Raw genomic sequence first — 17121 nt, 5'->3', positions numbered from 1 at the left:
AGGCCGTCATATTCAACCAACCAGTTGACTGACAGTCCGCTATCGCGGGCAAGCTCGCTCCCACAGGTTTTCTCGATCAGAAGTCCAGGCTGACGCCCAGGCTTACCCCTTGCTGGGTCATGTCATCATCCTTGCGCAGTGTATAACCACCCCGTAGCGCCAAGTCGTTGGTCAACTGGTGGCTGACCCCCAGGCTCAGGCGATTGAGGTGGCTCTGTGGCGTGTAGCCTTCCAGTGTGAAGTCGTTGGCCGGCAGGCTGTTGAGGGCAATGTTCACCTTTTGCGTGTCGTCTTCGTACTCGCGTTCGTAGGCATATTCGCCAAACACCTGGGTCTGGCGGGTGATGTTGTATTTGCCCTGCAAGCCAATGCCCAGGCGTTTCGAGTCGCGGGTCTGGTCATCGAAGGTCAGGGCCGTGGAGCGGTTGCTCTTTTCCGAATAGCCGTCGACTTCCACCTTCGCATAGTCAGCGCTGATAAACGGCGAGAGGTGCCATTCGCTGCCCGGCTGGGCAATGTCGTAGCCCACCCGCGTGCTGAATGCCCAGAGATGGCCGTCGGTGTCGCCTTTCTCTTGCGCCTCGTTGACGCCCAGGTCGAACTTGCGCTCCAGGTTGTCGTAGTCGAGCTTGCCGCCGGTCAGTGCCGCATCGGCCCACCAGCGGTTTTGCTGGAACTGGGCGAAAGCGGTCGCCAGGTAGCTATTGAGTTTGTACTTCGAATCGTTGTGGCCTGCTTCCATGTCCTGGCGGTAGAGGCCGGCGGCGACACCTACGCGCCACGCGTCGTTGAGACGATAGCTGCCGCCAATGTTCAGGCTGTAGCCACTGCCATCGGCGCTGGCGCCGCTGTCCTGGCTGTCCATGTCCAGATGCTGGCCGCCGCCTGCGACAATAGCTCGCCACTGGCCGACGGCCTGCCAGTTCTCCCAGTCAGATTGCCACTGGCTGCGTAACTCGTCCTGGTGAGCGCGCAGGGTCGAGTGGGCCATTTCCGGCAGCAACGTCAGTTCCCAGGGCGCCGCGAGCAGGGAATAGGCATAGTCGGCGATCAGTTTCTGTCCGGCTTCGGTCGGATGGACCGCGTCGTTGTAGATCAGCTTGGTGGGATCAGGCGTGGCGCTGTTGATGCCGTAGGTGGCGTTTTCGGTGCAGCCGTTGCCAGTGAAGCAGGTCGCGGTGAGGTTCTCACCGATGGCGAGGCCGAATCTTGCCGGGTCGGCGAAGCTTTCCTTGAGCAACAGCGGAATGTTCAATGGAATGATTTCAGCGTCGATGCCTTGCAGTCGCGTGATCAGCTGTTGGTTGAACTGGTTGCCCAGTTGCGAAAAGGCGTCTTGTAACGGACCACCGTTGAGGGCCGGGGTCAGGCCCAGGTCGGGCAACAACCAGACCATCACATAGCGGGCACCAGCCATTTGCAGCACCTGGACGCTGTCGGCCAGACGGTCCGCGGCGGCGTTCGCTTGTTCGGGGGTCAGTACCCGGCCTTGAAGGAAATCGTTGCCACCACCGGAAATGTAATACAGCGCATTTGGATCGGCGCGCAGGCCATTGGACTGCAGGTAGCCAGGACGGCTGCGCTCGCCGGTGTCGGACACGCCGGTAATCGATTCGAGGATCTGGTCGGTGCGATAACCGCCCACCGCCCAGTTGTTGCCGTCCGCCAGCCCCTGGTCGGCGCGGACCGCCGAAGTGGAAGCGGCAGTCTCGTCGGCGGAATAACCCAGGCGCCCACCGAGCAACTGGGTGGAGTTGGCGGAGTAGGCCTCGCCGCTGCCGTCGGTATAGATCGGACCGGTTCGGTTGGTGTAACGCTCGGTCGAGCCGGGCGGACCATTCGGGTCGGCGAACTGGCCTGCGTCGTTGAGGCTGTCGCCGAACACGATGAACTTGGAATAAGGGTTGGGGGCGGCGCTCGCCTGGGCGCAGGCCATCGCCAGCAGGCAACCGGCAATCGGTACGAACAACGTCTTCTTTATCATGGGAAAGTCCGTTTTTATCTTATTTTTGTTAGAAAACGAAACGACAGTACCAAAAACTTCCGGCATTTTGCCATCCATCTTGAACGTCGCGATTGTTTCAAAGCCCTTCGGGATCGCCCATATTGCGTGCTCCGCCCAGCTAAGCTACTGTGCCGGGACGTATGAACGAGACTTTCCCTGTGTCGATTGTCAGCAAACTTCTGGATCAAATGATCAAGGCACACGCCCGCTGGCGTTGGCGCGCCTGAACATTCTCCGCCGGCTTCGCCGGACCTGTACCGATTTGCCTTCTTTACCCGCTTGTAGAGCCGCTTCGCAGGGGCATCACTTGCCTCGCCAAGCGCAGCAGCGTGCGGGTCATTCTCTGAAGGCTGTATTTAAAGTCAGTGAATTCAATAGGTCGCTTACGCCATGTTGCTGATGATCGATAACTACGACTCTTTTACCTACAACGTTGTGCAGTACCTCGGCGAGCTGGGCTCCGAGGTCAAGGTCGTGCGCAACGACGAATTGACCATCGCCGAAATCGAAGCCCTCAAGCCTGAGCGCATCGTGGTTTCGCCCGGCCCATGCACGCCGACCGAAGCGGGCATTTCCATCGACGCCATCAAGTATTTCGCCGGCAAGCTGCCGATCCTCGGTGTCTGCCTGGGGCACCAGTCGATCGGCCAAGCGTTCGGCGGCGACGTGGTACGCGCCCGACAAGTCATGCACGGTAAGACTAGCCCGGTATTCCACGAGGACAAGGGCGTGTTCGAGGGGCTGAATCATCCGCTTACCGTAACCCGCTACCATTCCCTGGTGGTCAAGCGCGAAACTCTGCCTGACTGTCTGGAGTTGACGGCTTGGACCCAGTTTGAAGATGGCTCGGTCGATGAAATCATGGGCCTGCGCCACAAGACGCTGAATATCGAGGGTGTGCAATTTCATCCCGAGTCTATTCTCACCGAACAGGGCCACGAACTGTTCGCCAACTTCCTCAAACAAACCGGCGGCACGCGCTAAGGACTTTTCATGGATATCAAGACAGCCCTGAGCCGTATCGTCGGCCATCTCGACCTGAGCACCGACGAGATGCGCGACGTGATGCGCGAAATCATGACCGGCCAATGCACGGATGCACAGATCGGCGCGTTCATGATGGCCATGCGCATGAAGAGTGAGAGCATCGATGAAATCGTGGGTGCGGTTTCGGCGATGCGTGAGCTGGCGGACAAGGTCGAACTCAAGACGCTGGACGGTGTGGTGGATGTGGTCGGTACCGGCGGTGACGGCGCCAATATCTTCAACGTTTCCACGGCCTCGTCGTTTGTCGTCGCGGCGGCCGGTTGCACCGTTGCCAAACATGGCAATCGGGCAGTTTCCGGCAAGAGCGGAAGTGCCGATCTGCTGGAGGCAGCGGGCATTTACCTGAACCTGACGCCGGTCCAGGTGGCACGCTGTATCGATAACGTCGGTATCGGCTTCATGTTTGCCCAGACCCACCATAGCGCCATGAAACACGCCGCCGCGCCGCGCCGCGAGCTGGGGCTGCGTACGCTGTTCAACATGCTCGGCCCGCTTACGAATCCGGCCGGTGTGAAACATCAGGTAGTCGGTGTGTTCAGCCAGGCGTTGTGCCGACCATTGGCTGAAGTCTTGCAACGCCTGGGCAGCAAGCACGTACTGGTGGTCCATTCGAAGGATGGACTGGATGAGTTCAGCCTGGCGGCGCCTACATTCGTGGCCGAGCTAAAAAATGATCAGATCAGCGAGTATTGGGTCGAACCTGAAGACCTCGGTATGAAGAGCCAGAGCCTGCACGGGCTGGCAGTCGACGGCCCGACCCAATCGCTGGAGCTGATTCGTGATGCCCTGGGGCGTCGCAAGACCGAGAATGGCCAGAAAGCCGCTGAGATGATCGTGCTCAATGCCGGTGCCGCGTTGTATGCCGCCGACCACGCCAGCAGCCTCAAGCAAGGCGTGGAGCTGGCCCATGATGCGCTGCACACTGGGCTGGCCAGGGAAAAGCTCGAAGAGTTGGGTGCATTTACCGCCGTATTCAAAGTGGAGAACGAAGGATGAGCGTGCCAACGGTTCTGGAAAACATTCTGGCTCGCAAGGCCCAGGAAGTGGCCGAGCGCAGCGCTCGGGTCAGTCTGGCCGAGCTGGAAAGCCTGGCGCGTTCAGCGGATGCGCCGCGCGGCTTTGCCCAGGCTCTGATCGATCAGGCCAAGAAAAAACAGCCGGCGGTGATTGCCGAAATCAAGAAGGCATCCCCCAGCAAGGGCGTGATTCGTGAGCACTTCGTCCCGGCCGAGATCGCGCGAAGCTACGAGAAGGGCGGTGCTACCTGCCTCTCGGTGCTGACCGACGTCGACTTTTTTCAAGGCGCTGACGACTACCTGAAACAGGCGCGGGCGGCATGCAAGCTGCCAGTGATCCGCAAGGATTTCATGATCGACCCGTACCAGATCGTCGAGGCGCGTGCGCTGGGCGCCGACTGCGTGCTGTTGATCGTTTCCGCCTTGGACGACGTGAAAATGGCCGAGCTGGCGGCCGTAGCCAAAAGCGTCGGGCTGGATGTCCTGGTGGAAGTCCACGACGGTGACGAGTTGGAACGAGCCCTGAAAACCCTCGATACCAAACTGGTCGGCGTGAACAATCGCAATCTGCACACTTTTGAAGTGAGCCTGGAAACCACTCTGGACCTGTTGCCGCGCATTCCGCGCGATCGCTTGGTCATCACCGAAAGCGGTATCCTCAACCGGGCCGATGTCGAGCTGATGGAAGTCAGCGATGTGTACTCGTTCCTGGTAGGCGAAGCGTTCATGCGCGCCGAGAACCCGGGTACGGAATTGCAGCGACTGTTCTTTCCTGAGCGTGGTCTGCCGGTGAGCGGCTCGACGCTGGACTGATCCATGTCGCCTGTGATCTCCCTGACCGTCGAAGCTGGCCTGCAAGCCGAACAGGATCTGCTGGCCAGCATCTGCGCGGGCGACGCCGAGTTCGGCCTGCTGTTCTGGCAGCCCAACGACCGTGCGCTGGTCATGCCGCGCCGTTTGAGTCGCCTACCGGGGTTTGAAGACGCTTGTGAAGTATCGGCTGCTCATGGCTGGCCTGTCTTGTTGCGTGAAACAGGTGGCGAACCGGTGCCGCAGTCGGTCGCTACGGTCAATATCGCCCTGGTCTACGCACCCCCGCGCAGCGAAGGTGACCACGGACGTATCGAAACCGGCTATCGCCGGTTGTGCGATCCCATCTGTCAGCTGTTGGACGAGTTGGGCGGGGTGGCTTCGCTGGGAGAGGTGGAAGGGGCTTTTTGTGACGGGCGCTTCAACGTCAACCTCGACGGCCGGAAAATGGTGGGCACCGCCCAGCGCTGGCGCCAGAGCAAAGGGGGGCAACGTCCGGTGGGGCTGGTTCATGGCGCGTTTTTGCTGGAGAACGAGCGCGAGTCCTTGGTCGCGGCAGTCAATCGCTTCAATGAGGCTTGCGGCCTGGAGCCGCGAGTGCGAGCCGAGAGCCATATTGCCCTGCATGAAAAATTCCCGGCGCCTCACGCGCTGGAGCGGCTCGACGCTTTGTACCGGGAGCTGCTGATCAATCTGCTGGGTGCCTAACGCGTTCCGAACACCACCATGGTCTTGCCTTTGACACTGACCAGGTTGCGCTCTTCCAGATCCTTGAGAACGCGACCGACCATTTCCCGCGAACAACCGACAATCCGACCAATCTCCTGGCGGGTCACCTTGATCTGCATCCCGTCCGGGTGGGTCATGGCATCGGGCTGCTTGCACAGTTCCAACAGGCAGCGTGCGACACGTCCGGTGACGTCGAAAAATGCGAGATCGCCGACCTTGCGGGTGGTATTGCGCAGGCGCTGTGCGATTTGTCCGCTGAGTACGTAAAGAATGTCCGGGTCTTGCAGGGACAGTTCTCGGAATTTGGCGTAGCTGATTTCCGCAACTTCACATTCAATCTTGGTCCGTACCCAGGCACTGCGTTCCTGTTCCTTGCCCGCCTGTTCGAATAACCCCAGCTCGCCAAAAAAATCCCCGGAGTTGAGATAGGCGATGATCATTTCCCGACCGTCGTCATCTTCTATGAGGATAGTGACCGACCCCTTGATGATGAAAAACAACGTCTCGGAACGATCTCCTGCACAAATGATGTTGTGTTTGGCTGGATAGCGGCGGCGCTGGCAATGCATCAAGAGTTTGTCGAGATTCTTGATCTTGAACGTGGGAGTAATGGCAACCATGGTTGTATCCCGAAAGACTGCGCAGTGTGATGGTTTGGTTTTTTTATAGACGCGAATGGCTATCGCTAAAAGCTGGCCATGCGCCAGCGAGTTGGCGTATGGCCAGCTTAACAGAGGCGTCCTTAATTGATTTGAGAATTTACCTACGTGCTGTCAGGTCAGGTCTCCTAAGACGGAGAGCGGTCATGCCGGAGCGCTGTGCTAAGCTGGCGACCCTTTTTTAACAGTGGAGTCTTGGCGATGAAGGCACGCATCCAATGGGCTGGCGAAGCCATGTTCCTCGGTGAGTCAGGCAGTGGTCATGTGGTCGTCATGGACGGCCCGCCAGAGGCCGGTGGGCGGAACCTGGGGGTTCGGCCGATGGAGATGCTCCTGCTGGGCGTGGGCGGTTGCAGTAACTTCGACGTGGTCAGCATTCTCAAAAAGTCCCGCCAGGCCGTCGAAAGCTGCGAAGCTTTCCTGGAGGCAGAGCGCGCCACTGAAGATCCCAAAGTGTTTACCAAGATCCACATGCACTTCGTGGTGAAGGGGCGAGCCCTGAAGGAAGCCCAGGTCAAGCGCGCCATTGAGCTGTCCGCCGAGAAGTACTGCTCGGCTTCGATCATGCTCGGCGCCGCAGGGGTCGAAATCACCCACGATTATGAAATCATCGAGTTGGGTTGAGTCGATAGCCGACGGGCCGTATTGAAGTTTCCGGACAGAAAAAAGGCGACTTCCCTTGGGGGAGTCGCCTTTTTAATTTCCGTGGGGATGAGCTGGTCAGTCCCCAATTGCCGTCAAATCCGATAAGTGCTCTTGGTCATGACCTTGGCCAGCAGGCTCATGCCGAACTTGACCGGGGCCGGAAAACGGAAGCCACCGGCCTCAAGTGCACTCTCGGCGTGGTGTTCCTCATCCACGCGCATCTGCTCAAGGATCGCCCGGGATTTTTCATCCTCGGCTGGCAGTTGTTCGAGGTGTTCATTCAAATGCTTGCACACTTGATGCTCGGTCGCCGCAACGAAACCGAGGCTGACTTTGTCGCTGATCAGCCCGGCAACGGCCCCGATCCCGAATGACATCCCATAGAACAGCGGGTTCAGGACGCTGGTATGGCTGCCCAACTGGCGAATCCGTTGTTCACACCAGACCAGATGGTCGATTTCTTCCTCGGCGGCATGCTCCATTGCTTCACGCACTTGCGGTAGCTTCGCTGTCAGCGCCTGGCCCTGATACAGCGCCTGGGCACAGACTTCGCCGGTGTGGTTGATACGCATCAGTCCGGCGACGTGGCGGGTTTGCTCGTCACTCAGTTGCGCGTCTGGCTGCACGATAGCCGGTGATGGACGGTACGGCTGTCCACTGAAGGGCAGCAGGGTGCGCATCGCGGTATCGGCTTGCAGCAACAGACGGTCAATCGGCGAGTAGTGACGTTGGGTAGTCATGCTTACCTCCGGGAAAAATCACAGCGGCCAGTTTAACCCAATCGACCGCCGAAGATTTGCGTTGGGTCAGGTGTATCAGCCCGGTGGCCAGTTCATCTGGCGCTGTCCCAGCACATGCATATGAATGTGATAGACCGTTTGCCCACCCAGTTCATTGCAGTTCATCACCACACGAAAACCTTCTTCACAGCCTAATTCAAGTGCCAGGCGCTGAGCAGTGAACAAAATGTGTCCAGCCAGGCCTTTGTCTTCCTCGGCCAGGTCATTGAGGGTGCGAATCGGTTTTTTCGGTATGACCAAAAAATGCACAGGCGCCTGCGGGGCGATGTCGTGGAAGGCCAATACCTGGTCATCCTCGTAAATGATCTTTGCCGGAATTTCCCGGTTGATGATCTTGGTGAACAGAGTATCCACAGCTGTTTTCTCCATTGGGTTCGTCGAGGTCGGGGGGCGTGAAGGCTCCGATTGAGGCGACTGATAGTTCAACTTGAAGGGATCAGCGCGGGCAATAGGCCTTGTTGATCATGCCGGCGATGGTTCGGACCAGCCATCGCGAGCCCAGGCGCGGCAGTGCGGCCAGCCAGCGGTTGCGGCGTCCGGGAATGATGATGGCGCGGTTGCGGTCCAGCGCGCGCACGGCGTACAGGGCCACTTCTTCGGGGCTCATCAGTAACTTGCTGTCGATGAGCTTCTGTTCGTCCATCTGCGCCCTGGAAAAGAAGCCGGTCCGGGTCGGGCCAGGGCAAAGCACCGAGACCTTGATCGCGCATTTCTTCAGCTCGACCCGCAGGGCTTCGGAGAAGTGCAGCACATAGGCCTTGCTGGCGTAATAGGTACTCATCCAGGGGCCGGGCTGGAACGCGGCGATCGAGGCGACGTTGAGGATCTGCCCGCCGCCAAGCAGCGCCATGCTGTTACCGATGGCATGACAAAGCCGTGTCAGGGCGAGGATATTGACTTCGATCAGGTCCTGCTCGGTCATCCAGTCCTGGCCCAGGAACGGCCCGCTGGTGCCGATGCCTGCGCAATTGACCAGCAGGTCGATCTGCCGCTCGCCTTCCTCCAGTTCCAGGAGAAAGCCTGAAAGCCTCAGCGGTTCGCTCAGGTCACAAGCCCGGAACAATACCTCCACGCCAAACCGCTGAGTCAGTTCGATTGCAATACTTTCCAGCCGATCACGCTGTCGAGCCACCAGTATCAGGTTGCGGCCGCGCCGGGCCAGCGCTTCGGCCATGGCCAGGCCAATGCCGCTGGAAGCGCCAGTGATCAGTGCGTAACGGGTCATGCAGTTCTCCATCGCAACAGCCCGCCGCCAGTTGACTGGGCTGTCACCGGCATGAAGCGCGCTTATTGTTCCTCTTCTTCTTCATAGTCTACAGAAGGTGGAGCGGGCTCGGCTGCCTCGACGGCGGGCTCTTCAGAGGTTTCGTTGCTGTATTCACTGCTTTCATAGCTGCTCAGGCTGCTGCTGTCGTAGTCCTCCTGAAGGGCCCCGAAGATGCCGGCAAAGGTAGCCATGAAAATCAGGACGATCATCACCAGCCAGAGCGAGGCCAGCAATTTGACCGCAGTGGTATTGCGCGGCGGCGGGGGGCCGTACTGGTTTGCGCCGGTATTGCCCGGAGCGATGATGAGGATGAAGGGGAAGATGCTGCCCACGAAGGGAACCAGGTTGATCAGCCACAACCACCCCGACCAGCCCAGATCATGCAGGCGCTGGACGTTGAACTGGATGCTCACGAAGGCAAAGGCAAGGACGACGACTGCGGCGAGCAGGCCGCCGACGATGAGTCCCGCGACCGAGTCGGAAGCCAGCAGCCAGGCCGTGGCCAGCCAGAAGCCTATGCCGACCAAGGGCAGTAGGGCCAAGGTCAACACCATGGTCCAGGCCAGGTAGCGCAGGCGTCCGATACGCCCGTCGAAGCTGAAGGGCTTGAGCGTGCCGTACTCTGCAAGCGCTTCACCGACTTCGGCGCGGGGAGGCGCGTACGGCGAGGCGGGCTCGACGATCGAATCGGGATGGCGTCCACTCGGTTGCCGTGGCGCCTCCTGTACCTCGCCAAGGTTCAGTTGGACGACGGGTTCGGCTTCGATCCTGGCATCGATCCCGCTCTTGTTGAGCGCTTCCAGGTACTGTTGCGCCTCGTTCTGGGACAGGTTGCTTTTGAGGGCTACCTTGCGCCCGGTGAACAGCCGTTCAATGGCGCTGACATCGCTTTTGAACAGCTCGGCGAGGTTGAGTTTGGCGGTGGTGGTATCGACGCCCGGCATCAGGCCGCCGTCGAATACGATGTTGAAACGGGTTTCGCTCATGCCCGGCATCCTTGTCTCTAGAAGTTGAATAGTTGTTTTGTTCAGGTTGATTCAGCGGGGCCATTGCCCGCCAAGCTGCGCCGCCCGTGCTTGTGCCTGACGGTATTCTTCATCCAGGCGTGCCACCAACTGATCGACGCTGGGCAAATCATCGATTTCACCCACGCCCTGGCCCGCGGACCATACGGTTTTCCAGGCCTTGGCTTCATCGTTCAGCGGTTTGAGTTTCGAGCCAAAATCCACCTCGCCCTTGTTCTGCAGAGCGGTCAGATCGAAACCGGCATTCTCCAGGCTCTGGCGCATGAAACTGGCCGGCACTCCGGATACAGCGGGAGTATGCACGATGTCTGCGGCTCTGGATGTGAGCAACATCTCTTTATAAGCGTCAGGGGCGTGGCTTTCGCTCGTACCGATAAAGCGCGTACCGAAGTAGGCCAGATCGGCGCCGAGCAATTGTGCGGCCAGAATCTGGTGACCGTGGTTCAGGCATCCTGCAAGCAGCAAGGTCTTATCAAAAAACTGCCGGATCTCGGCAATCAATGAGAATGGGCTCCAGGTCCCGGCGTGTCCGCCTGCACCGGCGGCAACGGCGATCAAGCCATCGACACCGGCTTCGGCGGCTTTCTCGGCATGACGCCGGGTCGTCACGTCGTGGAACACCAGTCCGCCATAAGCATGGACGGCATCCACCAACTCCTTCACCGCGCCCAGGCTGGTGATGACAATCGGCACCTTGTGCTCGATGCAGATGGCCAGGTCGGCTTGAAGCCGCGGGTTGCTGTGATGGACGATCAGGTTCACAGCGTAGGGTGCCGGATTTTCCAGGGTCGCCAGGCCTGCTTCGATTTCCGCCAACCAGGCCTTGAAGCCACTGCTTTCGCGCTGGTTCAACGCCGGAAAACTACCGACGATGCCGTTACGGCAGCAGGCCAGCACCAGTTGTGGATTGGAAATCAGGAACATTGGCGCTGCCACGACGGGCAGGCGCAAGCGTTGTTCAAGCAGAGCGGGCAACGACATCGCAAGTACCCCAGATAATGGACGCTGATTGGAGATTAGAACGGTCGGACGACAACCAGAATTACGATAGCCAGCAATATCAGAACCGGCACTTCATTGAACCAGCGATAAAAGACATGGCTGCGGGTGTTTTCGCCACGGGCGAAGCGCTTTACCTGGGCGCCGCACATATGGTGGTAACCGATCAGCAGCACGACCAGGGTCAGCTTGGCGTGCATCCAGCCACCTTGGGTGAAGTAGGCGCCGGCGTTGAGGCTGAGCAGCCAGATGCCGAATACCAGGGTGGCAATCATCGCCGGGCCCATGATGCCGCGATACAACTTGCGCTCCATGACGCTGAAACGTTCTTTGCTGACGCTGTCCTCGCTTTGGGCGTGATAGACAAACAGGCGCGGCAGGTAGAACAGGCCGGCGAACCAGCAGACCATGCTGACGATGTGAAGTGCTTTGAGCCACAGATAGAGCATTTTTAGTTATTCCCAGGATTCACGGTAGCCCGATAGTAGAGGTTAGAGCGTCCGCACGTCACCTTGGCGGTTGTCGCCGGGCCCTGCGGCCCCTATCATCGACGGCTTTCCAGTGGGTTCGTTGAGGGCAGGTTTATGGTCAAGGTCGGTATCGTCGGCGGCACGGGGTACACCGGTGTCGAACTGCTGCGTCTGTTGGCACAGCATCCGCAAGCTGAGGTGGTGGTCATCACTTCCCGATCCGAGGCCGGCCTGGCCGTCGCCGACATGTACCCGAACCTGCGAGGCCATTACGACGGCCTGGCGTTCAGCGTTCCGGACGTCAAGACCCTTGGCGCCTGCGATGTGGTGTTCTTCGCCACGCCCCACGGTGTCGCCCACGCCCTGGCGGGTGAACTGCTGGCTGCCGGGACCAAGGTCATCGACCTGTCGGCGGACTTCCGCCTGCAGGACGCTGATGAATGGGCCAAGTGGTACGGTCAACCTCACGGCGCGCCGGATCTGCTCGACGAGGCGGTTTACGGCTTGCCGGAAGTCAATCGCGAGAAAATCAAGCAGGCCCGACTGATCGCGGTACCGGGTTGCTATCCGACGGCAACTCAGCTGGGGTTCCTGCCGTTGCTCGAGGCCGGTCTTGCCGATGCTTCGCGTCTGATTGCCGACTGCAAATCCGGTGTCAGCGGTGCCGGGCGCGGAGCCAGTGTTGGCTCGCTTTATTCTGAAACGTCGGAAAGCATGAAGGCCTACGCGGTCAAGGGGCACCGCCACCTGCCGGAAATTCGCCAGGGATTGCGCCGGGCCGCGGGCAAGGAGGTCGGCCTGACCTTCGTGCCGCACCTGACGCCGATGATTCGTGGCATCCACTCCACTCTTTATGCAACCGTCGTCGATCGTTCGGTGGACCTGCAGGCGTTGTTTGAAAAGCGTTACGCCAACGAACCGTTCGTCGACGTAATGCCGGCCGGCAGCCACCCGGAAACTCGCAGCGTGCGCGGTGCGAACGTTTGCCGGATCGCCGTGCATCGTCCGCAGGACGGTGATCTGGTGGTGGTGTTGTCGGTCATCGATAACCTGGTCAAGGGCGCGTCCGGCCAGGCGGTGCAGAACCTGAACATCCTGTTCGGGCTGGATGAGCGCCTGGGGCTGTCCCATGCGGGGATGTTGCCGTAACGGCAGTTAAAAGCTGCAAGCTTTAAGCTACAAGCTTGCAGCCTTTAACTTGTAGCTTGCCGCTGCTCTTCAAATAGTTGACCGATTTTCTAGGAGAAGCGGATAATGCCCGCCATCACGCATTATGGCGGCGTAAGCGCCGGGAGATATTCAGCATGAGCGTCGAAACCTTCACCCCCACGGCTTTGCAATTCACCCACGGTGCCGCGCACAAGGTGAAGAGCCTGGTCGATGAAGAGGGCAATGATCGTTTGAAGCTGCGCGTATTTGTTACGGGTGGCGGTTGTTCCGGCTTCCAGTATGGCTTTACTTTCGATGAGGAAGTGGCCGAAGACGACACCATCGTCGAGCGCGAAGGTGTCAGCCTGGTGGTCGATCCAATGAGCTTCCAGTACCTGGCAGGTGCCGAGGTGGATTACCAGGAAGGCTTGGAAGGCTCGCGGTTCGTGATCAAGAACCCAAACGCGACCACGACTTGTGGGTGCGGTTCTTCGTTCTCGATCTGAGACGGCTCCAATAAAAACGCCGCAGTGCCTTACGGCCCTGCGGCGTTTTTTTGTCCGTAATCTTTCTCAGGCCGGGTAGATGGCGCCGAGTACGCGCAAGCCACAGGCGCCAGTAACACTCGGACGATTGCCCGGAATGCCTTCAAGGCAGCAATGGGCGAGCCAGGCGAAAGCCATGGCTTCGACCCAGTCCGGGTCCACGCCATGCACCGCCGTACTGCTGACCTTGGTATCCGGCAGCAACTCAGCCAGGCGCTTCATCAGCGCCTGGTTGTGCGCGCCGCCGCCACAGACCAGCAACTCTTGAGTATTGGACTGGGCATGTTGAAGGGATTCGACGATGGTCAGGGCAGTCAGTTCGAGCAGCGTCGCCTGTACGTCTTCCGGGGCGAAGGTTGGCAACTGCGACAAATGCTGACTCAGCCAAGGCAGGTTGAAGACCTCACGGCCGGTACTTTTCGGCCCCTTGGTGACGAAGAAAGGATCGCTGAGCAGTGCCTTGAGCAGGGCTGGCTCGACTTTCCCGCTGGCAGCCCATTGACCGTCCCGATCGAAATGCTCGCCCCGTTGTTGGTGTATCCAGGCATCGAGCAATACGTTGCCAGGGCCACAGTCGAAACCAGCTACTGGTTTTGCGGGCCCTATCAGGCTGAGATTGCTGAAACCGCCGACATTCAGCACGGCGCGATTGCCGATTCGTTCTTCGAACAGTGCTTCGTGAAATGCCGGAACCAGCGGGGCGCCTTGTCCACCGGCGGCGACGTCGCGGCTGCGGAAGTCGCTGACGACGGCGATGCCGGTCAACTCACTCAACAAGGCCGGATTGCCAATCTGTACGGTAAATCCGCGGGCGGGTTCATGGCGGATGGTCTGGCCGTGGCTGCCGACCGCTGTGATGTCTTCAGGCTTGAGTTTCTGTTCGTTGAGCAGGGTATGGATACCCTGTGCAGCCAGCTTTACCCAGCTTTGCTGGGCAATGGCGGAGCGGGCGATCTCATCGGGCCCACTGCTGCACAATCCGAGCAATTCGGTGCGCAGGGCGGCGGGCATCGGAATGTAGTGCGTGGCGATCAATTTGATCGCCGGGGTCAGTTCGATCAGTGCGATGTCCAAGCCATCCAGGCTGGTCCCTGACATCACACCGATATAGAGCGCCATGCTTAGCGCTTGCTCGAGGCCAGCATGGTGGCTTTCTCTTGATCCATGCGAGCCATCAAGGGTTGGCTTTGGGCCAGGAAGCGCGCGCGCTCGGCCTTGGCGATCGGATCGGCCATCGGCAGTTTCTGGCCTAGTGGGTCGACGTGGACGCCGTTGACCTGGAACTCATAATGCAAGTGCGGTCCGGTGGACAGGCCGGTAGTGCCGATGTATCCAATAACCTGGCCTTGCTTGACAGTGCCGCCTGTCTTCACGCCTTTGGCGAAGCCCTGCATGTGGCCGTACAGCGTGCGATAGGTATTGCCGTGCTGGATGATCACAGTGTTGCCATAACCGCCACGACGTCCGGCAAGCAATACCTTGCCGTCGCCGGCGGCCTTGATTGGCGTACCGCGGGGGGCGGCGTAGTCGACACCTTTATGGGCGCGGATCTTGTTCAGGATCGGATGCTTGCGACCGGCGGAGAACTTCGAGCTGATACGGGCGAAATCAACCGGTGTACGGATGAAGGCCTTGCGCATGCTGTTGCCGTCGGCAGTGTAGTAGCTGCTGTTGCCTTGCTTGTTGGTGTAGCGCACTGCGGTGTACGTCTTGCCGCGGTTGGTGAAGCGCGCGGAAAGAATCGGACCGTTGCCGACACTCTTGCCATTGACCACTTTTTGCTCATAGATGATGTCGAACTCGTCACCCTGGCGAATGTCCTGGGCGAAGTCGATGTCGTAGCCAAATACGCTGGCCATGTCCATGGTCAGGCTATGGGAAAGGCCGGCACGAGCAGCCGACTGGGACAATGAGCTGTTGATGACGCCATGAACGTAGGCCGAGCGAACGGTAGGCTTGGCGGTGACGCGGTTAAATACATAACCCTTGTCGTTTTTGGTCAGGGTGATGCTTTCCAGGTCGCTCAGCTTGGTGTGCAGGTTGGTCAGCTGTCCGTCTGGATTGAGTTCGAATTCGAGTTTCTGGCCGCGCTGCAGTTGAGTGAACTGCTTGGCTTGCTTGTCGCTGGCCAGGATTTCATGGACCGAAGTCGAGGGCAGGCCAACCTTTTCGAAGAGGGTGGAAAGTGTGTCGCCCTTGGCAACAATCACTTCGCGATGGTCTGGTCCCTTCTTTTCTTCTGCAACAGGCGCTTCTACCTGAGCGGCTGCCTCGGTGGTGTCTTGCGGGCTGTTTTCAATCTGCGCAAAAGGAGAGGCGGCCGGTTCGTTTGTGGCTTGAACGGCTTCGGCGGCGTCTTGTTCTTGTGTCAGTTGTTCAGCAGGGCTTTCCAGTTCAAGACTCAGAGTCGTCTTTTTGGCTTCAACATCGCTGGAGGGAAACACCAGGAGCGCCAGGCTAAGGAGGGCTGCGATGCCACTTGCGGCAAGCAGGTGGGTCTTTGGGTAAAGCGGTGGCGCTTTAGACGGTTCTGTGGTCATAGGTAATTTTGACTTTTGAAAAGATGAATTGGAAAAGATGAATGACATGATGAAGATGAAATAACTGTATAAAATATAACCAAATCCCCTGCGAAGCAAGCCCGCGGACGCTCTGTTCTGTGGATTGGCGTCCGCGCGCCGGGCAAACCTTGTATTTGGTGCGCGATCTTGTATGGTTGGGGCCCTTTGAATCTGAGCCTTACGGGTCTGTTATGAAGTCGGTTGAAGAGCAGCTAGCGCTGATCAAACGTGGTGCGGAAGAATTGTTGGTCGAGTCCGAGCTGATCGAAAAGCTCAAGCGCGGGCAGCCGCTGCGTATCAAGGCCGGTTTCGATCCAACGGCGCCCGATCTGCACCTGGGTCATACCGTGCTTATTAATAAGCTGCGCCAGTTCCAGGATCTGGGGCACCAGGTCATCTTCCTTATAGGTGACTTCACCGGGATGATCGGTGATCCAAGTGGCAAGAGTGCTACGCGCCCACCGCTGACTCGTGAGCAGGTTCTCGATAATGCCGAGACCTACAAGACTCAGGTTTTCAAGATTCTTGATCCGGCCAAGACTGAAGTGGCTTTCAACTCCACTTGGATGGATCAGATGGGGCCGGCGGATTTCATTCGCCTGACGTCTCAATACACCGTAGCTCGTATGCTCGAGCGCGATGATTTCGACAAGCGCTATAAATCCAATCAGCCAATTGCCATCCATGAGTTCCTCTACCCGCTTGTACAGGGTTATGACTCGGTCGCGTTGCGCGCGGACGTTGAGCTCGGCGGTACTGACCAGAAGTTCAACCTGTTGATGGGGCGTGAGTTGCAGCGTGGCTATGGTCAGGAGGCGCAATGCATTCTGACCATGCCATTGCTGGAAGGTCTGGATGGCGTGAAGAAGATGTCCAAGTCGCTGGGCAACTACGTAGGTATTCAGGAAGCGCCCGGCGTCATGTACAGCAAACTGGTCTCCATTCCTGATGTGCTGATGTGGCGTTACTTCGAGCTGTTGAGCTTCCGGTCCATGGATGAGATCAATGCGTTCCGTGCCGATGTCGAGGCGGGAGCCAATCCGCGAGACATCAAGATCAAGCTGGCCGAAGAGATTGTTGCTCGTTTCCACGGTGAGGAGGCTGCGGCCAATGCTCATCGCGCGGCGGGTAATCGTATGAAGGATGGTGAGCTGCCGGATGATCTGCCGGAGATCGAGCTGACTGCTGCCGAGGATATGCCGATTGCGGCAGTCCTTAATAAAGCAGGCTTGGTCAAGAACGCTGCGGTGGCGCGAGATCTCCTGGGCTCGGGTGGTGTGCGTATAGATGGTGTAGTTGTGGATCGCGCCTATATATATGAGCTGGGTTCTACCCATGTATGTCAGGCCGGCAAGAAGGCTTTTGCGCGTATTACGCTGAAATCTGAATAAAGC

General features: G+C 58.9%; 18 protein-coding genes. 8 read left to right on the top strand and 10 right to left on the bottom strand.

Annotated features, from left to right (window positions below):
• Positions 1-76 precede the first annotated feature (76 nt).
• On the bottom strand, positions 77-1984 hold the full coding sequence (gene estP / locus V7773_RS14470; protein WP_336073964.1) for an esterase EstP: 1908 nt from the start codon (positions 1982-1984) through the stop codon (positions 77-79).
• 411 nt (positions 1985-2395) lie between these two features.
• On the opposite strand from estP, the gene V7773_RS14465 reads away from it, so the two are divergent.
• From V7773_RS14465 to V7773_RS14450, 4 genes are read left to right on the top strand one after another with little or no spacing between them, the layout of a single operon-like run.
• Positions 2396-2989: an aminodeoxychorismate/anthranilate synthase component II gene (locus V7773_RS14465; RefSeq protein ID WP_063324125.1), complete on the top strand. Its 594-nt coding sequence runs from the start codon at positions 2396-2398 to the stop codon at positions 2987-2989.
• Positions 2990-2998: 9 nt separating this feature from the next.
• On the top strand, positions 2999-4048 hold the full coding sequence (gene trpD / locus V7773_RS14460; RefSeq protein WP_336073963.1) for an anthranilate phosphoribosyltransferase: 1050 nt from the start codon (positions 2999-3001) through the stop codon (positions 4046-4048).
• Positions 4045-4881: an indole-3-glycerol phosphate synthase TrpC gene (gene trpC / locus V7773_RS14455; RefSeq protein WP_336073962.1), complete on the top strand. Its 837-nt coding sequence runs from the start codon at positions 4045-4047 to the stop codon at positions 4879-4881. Before trpD ends, trpC begins: the two co-directional genes overlap by 4 nt.
• Before the next feature lie 3 nt (positions 4882-4884).
• Complete coding sequence (locus V7773_RS14450; RefSeq protein ID WP_336073961.1) at positions 4885-5586, top strand: lipoate--protein ligase family protein; 702 nt, start codon at positions 4885-4887, stop codon at positions 5584-5586.
• On the opposite strand, the gene crp is transcribed toward V7773_RS14450, so the two are convergent.
• Entirely contained in the window at positions 5583-6227 is a 645-nt protein-coding gene (crp, locus tag V7773_RS14445) for a cAMP-activated global transcriptional regulator CRP (RefSeq protein WP_060740379.1), read from the bottom strand. The two genes, V7773_RS14450 and crp, sit on opposite strands and share 4 nt — an antisense overlap.
• A gap of 240 nt (positions 6228-6467) precedes the next feature.
• Here crp and V7773_RS14440 point away from each other — a divergent pair, with 240 nt between their 5' ends.
• Entirely contained in the window at positions 6468-6890 is a 423-nt protein-coding gene (locus V7773_RS14440) for an OsmC family protein (RefSeq protein WP_003206127.1), read from the top strand.
• Between the two features lie 113 nt (positions 6891-7003).
• Here V7773_RS14440 and coq7 read toward each other — a convergent pair whose 3' ends face one another.
• From coq7 to hemJ, 6 genes are all read right to left on the bottom strand, one after another.
• Positions 7004-7651 carry a 2-polyprenyl-3-methyl-6-methoxy-1,4-benzoquinone monooxygenase gene (coq7, locus tag V7773_RS14435; protein WP_014340488.1) on the bottom strand — a complete coding sequence of 216 codons (648 nt, stop codon included), beginning with the start codon at positions 7649-7651 and terminating at the stop codon, positions 7004-7006.
• 75 nt (positions 7652-7726) lie between these two features.
• A complete protein-coding gene (locus V7773_RS14430) occupies positions 7727-8065 on the bottom strand; it encodes a histidine triad nucleotide-binding protein (protein ID WP_003206124.1) in 339 nt (112 codons plus the stop codon).
• 82 nt (positions 8066-8147) lie between these two features.
• Entirely contained in the window at positions 8148-8936 is a 789-nt protein-coding gene (locus V7773_RS14425; RefSeq protein WP_072342509.1) for an SDR family NAD(P)-dependent oxidoreductase, read from the bottom strand.
• 62 nt (positions 8937-8998) lie between these two features.
• Positions 8999-9964: a DUF805 domain-containing protein gene (locus V7773_RS14420; RefSeq protein ID WP_336073960.1), complete on the bottom strand. Its 966-nt coding sequence runs from the start codon at positions 9962-9964 to the stop codon at positions 8999-9001.
• Positions 9965-10015: 51 nt separating this feature from the next.
• Positions 10016-10984 carry an NAD(P)H-dependent flavin oxidoreductase gene (locus V7773_RS14415; RefSeq protein WP_336073959.1) on the bottom strand — a complete coding sequence of 323 codons (969 nt, stop codon included), beginning with the start codon at positions 10982-10984 and terminating at the stop codon, positions 10016-10018.
• Between the two features lie 35 nt (positions 10985-11019).
• The gene (gene hemJ / locus V7773_RS14410; protein ID WP_003206117.1) at positions 11020-11451 is read right to left on the bottom strand and encodes a protoporphyrinogen oxidase HemJ; all 432 of its coding nucleotides are present in this window, start codon (positions 11449-11451) and stop codon (positions 11020-11022) included.
• A 135-nt stretch (positions 11452-11586) separates the two neighbouring features.
• Between hemJ and argC the strand changes: the two genes are divergently transcribed.
• A complete protein-coding gene (gene argC, locus V7773_RS14405; RefSeq protein ID WP_057449595.1) occupies positions 11587-12621 on the top strand; it encodes an N-acetyl-gamma-glutamyl-phosphate reductase in 1035 nt (344 codons plus the stop codon).
• Positions 12622-12776: 155 nt separating this feature from the next.
• Positions 12777-13127, top strand: a complete 351-nt coding sequence (gene erpA, locus V7773_RS14400; protein ID WP_003177727.1) for an iron-sulfur cluster insertion protein ErpA — start codon at positions 12777-12779, stop codon at positions 13125-13127.
• 66 nt (positions 13128-13193) lie between these two features.
• On the opposite strand, the gene V7773_RS14395 is transcribed toward erpA, so the two are convergent.
• Positions 13194-14285 carry an anhydro-N-acetylmuramic acid kinase gene (locus tag V7773_RS14395; RefSeq protein ID WP_336073956.1) on the bottom strand — a complete coding sequence of 364 codons (1092 nt, stop codon included), beginning with the start codon at positions 14283-14285 and terminating at the stop codon, positions 13194-13196.
• 2 nt (positions 14286-14287) lie between these two features.
• Positions 14288-15706 carry a peptidoglycan DD-metalloendopeptidase family protein gene (locus V7773_RS14390; RefSeq protein ID WP_092146439.1) on the bottom strand — a complete coding sequence of 473 codons (1419 nt, stop codon included), beginning with the start codon at positions 15704-15706 and terminating at the stop codon, positions 14288-14290.
• A gap of 212 nt (positions 15707-15918) precedes the next feature.
• On the opposite strand from V7773_RS14390, the gene tyrS reads away from it, so the two are divergent.
• Complete coding sequence (gene tyrS, locus V7773_RS14385; protein ID WP_092146441.1) at positions 15919-17118, top strand: tyrosine--tRNA ligase; 1200 nt, start codon at positions 15919-15921, stop codon at positions 17116-17118.
• Positions 17119-17121 lie beyond the last annotated feature (3 nt).

It is taken from the genome of Pseudomonas sp. 3JA, assembly GCF_036961705.1.
Taxonomy (GTDB): Bacteria; Pseudomonadota; Gammaproteobacteria; order Pseudomonadales; family Pseudomonadaceae; genus Aquipseudomonas; species Aquipseudomonas fluorescens_Q.
This window is presented reverse-complemented; position numbering and strand designations above follow the sequence as displayed.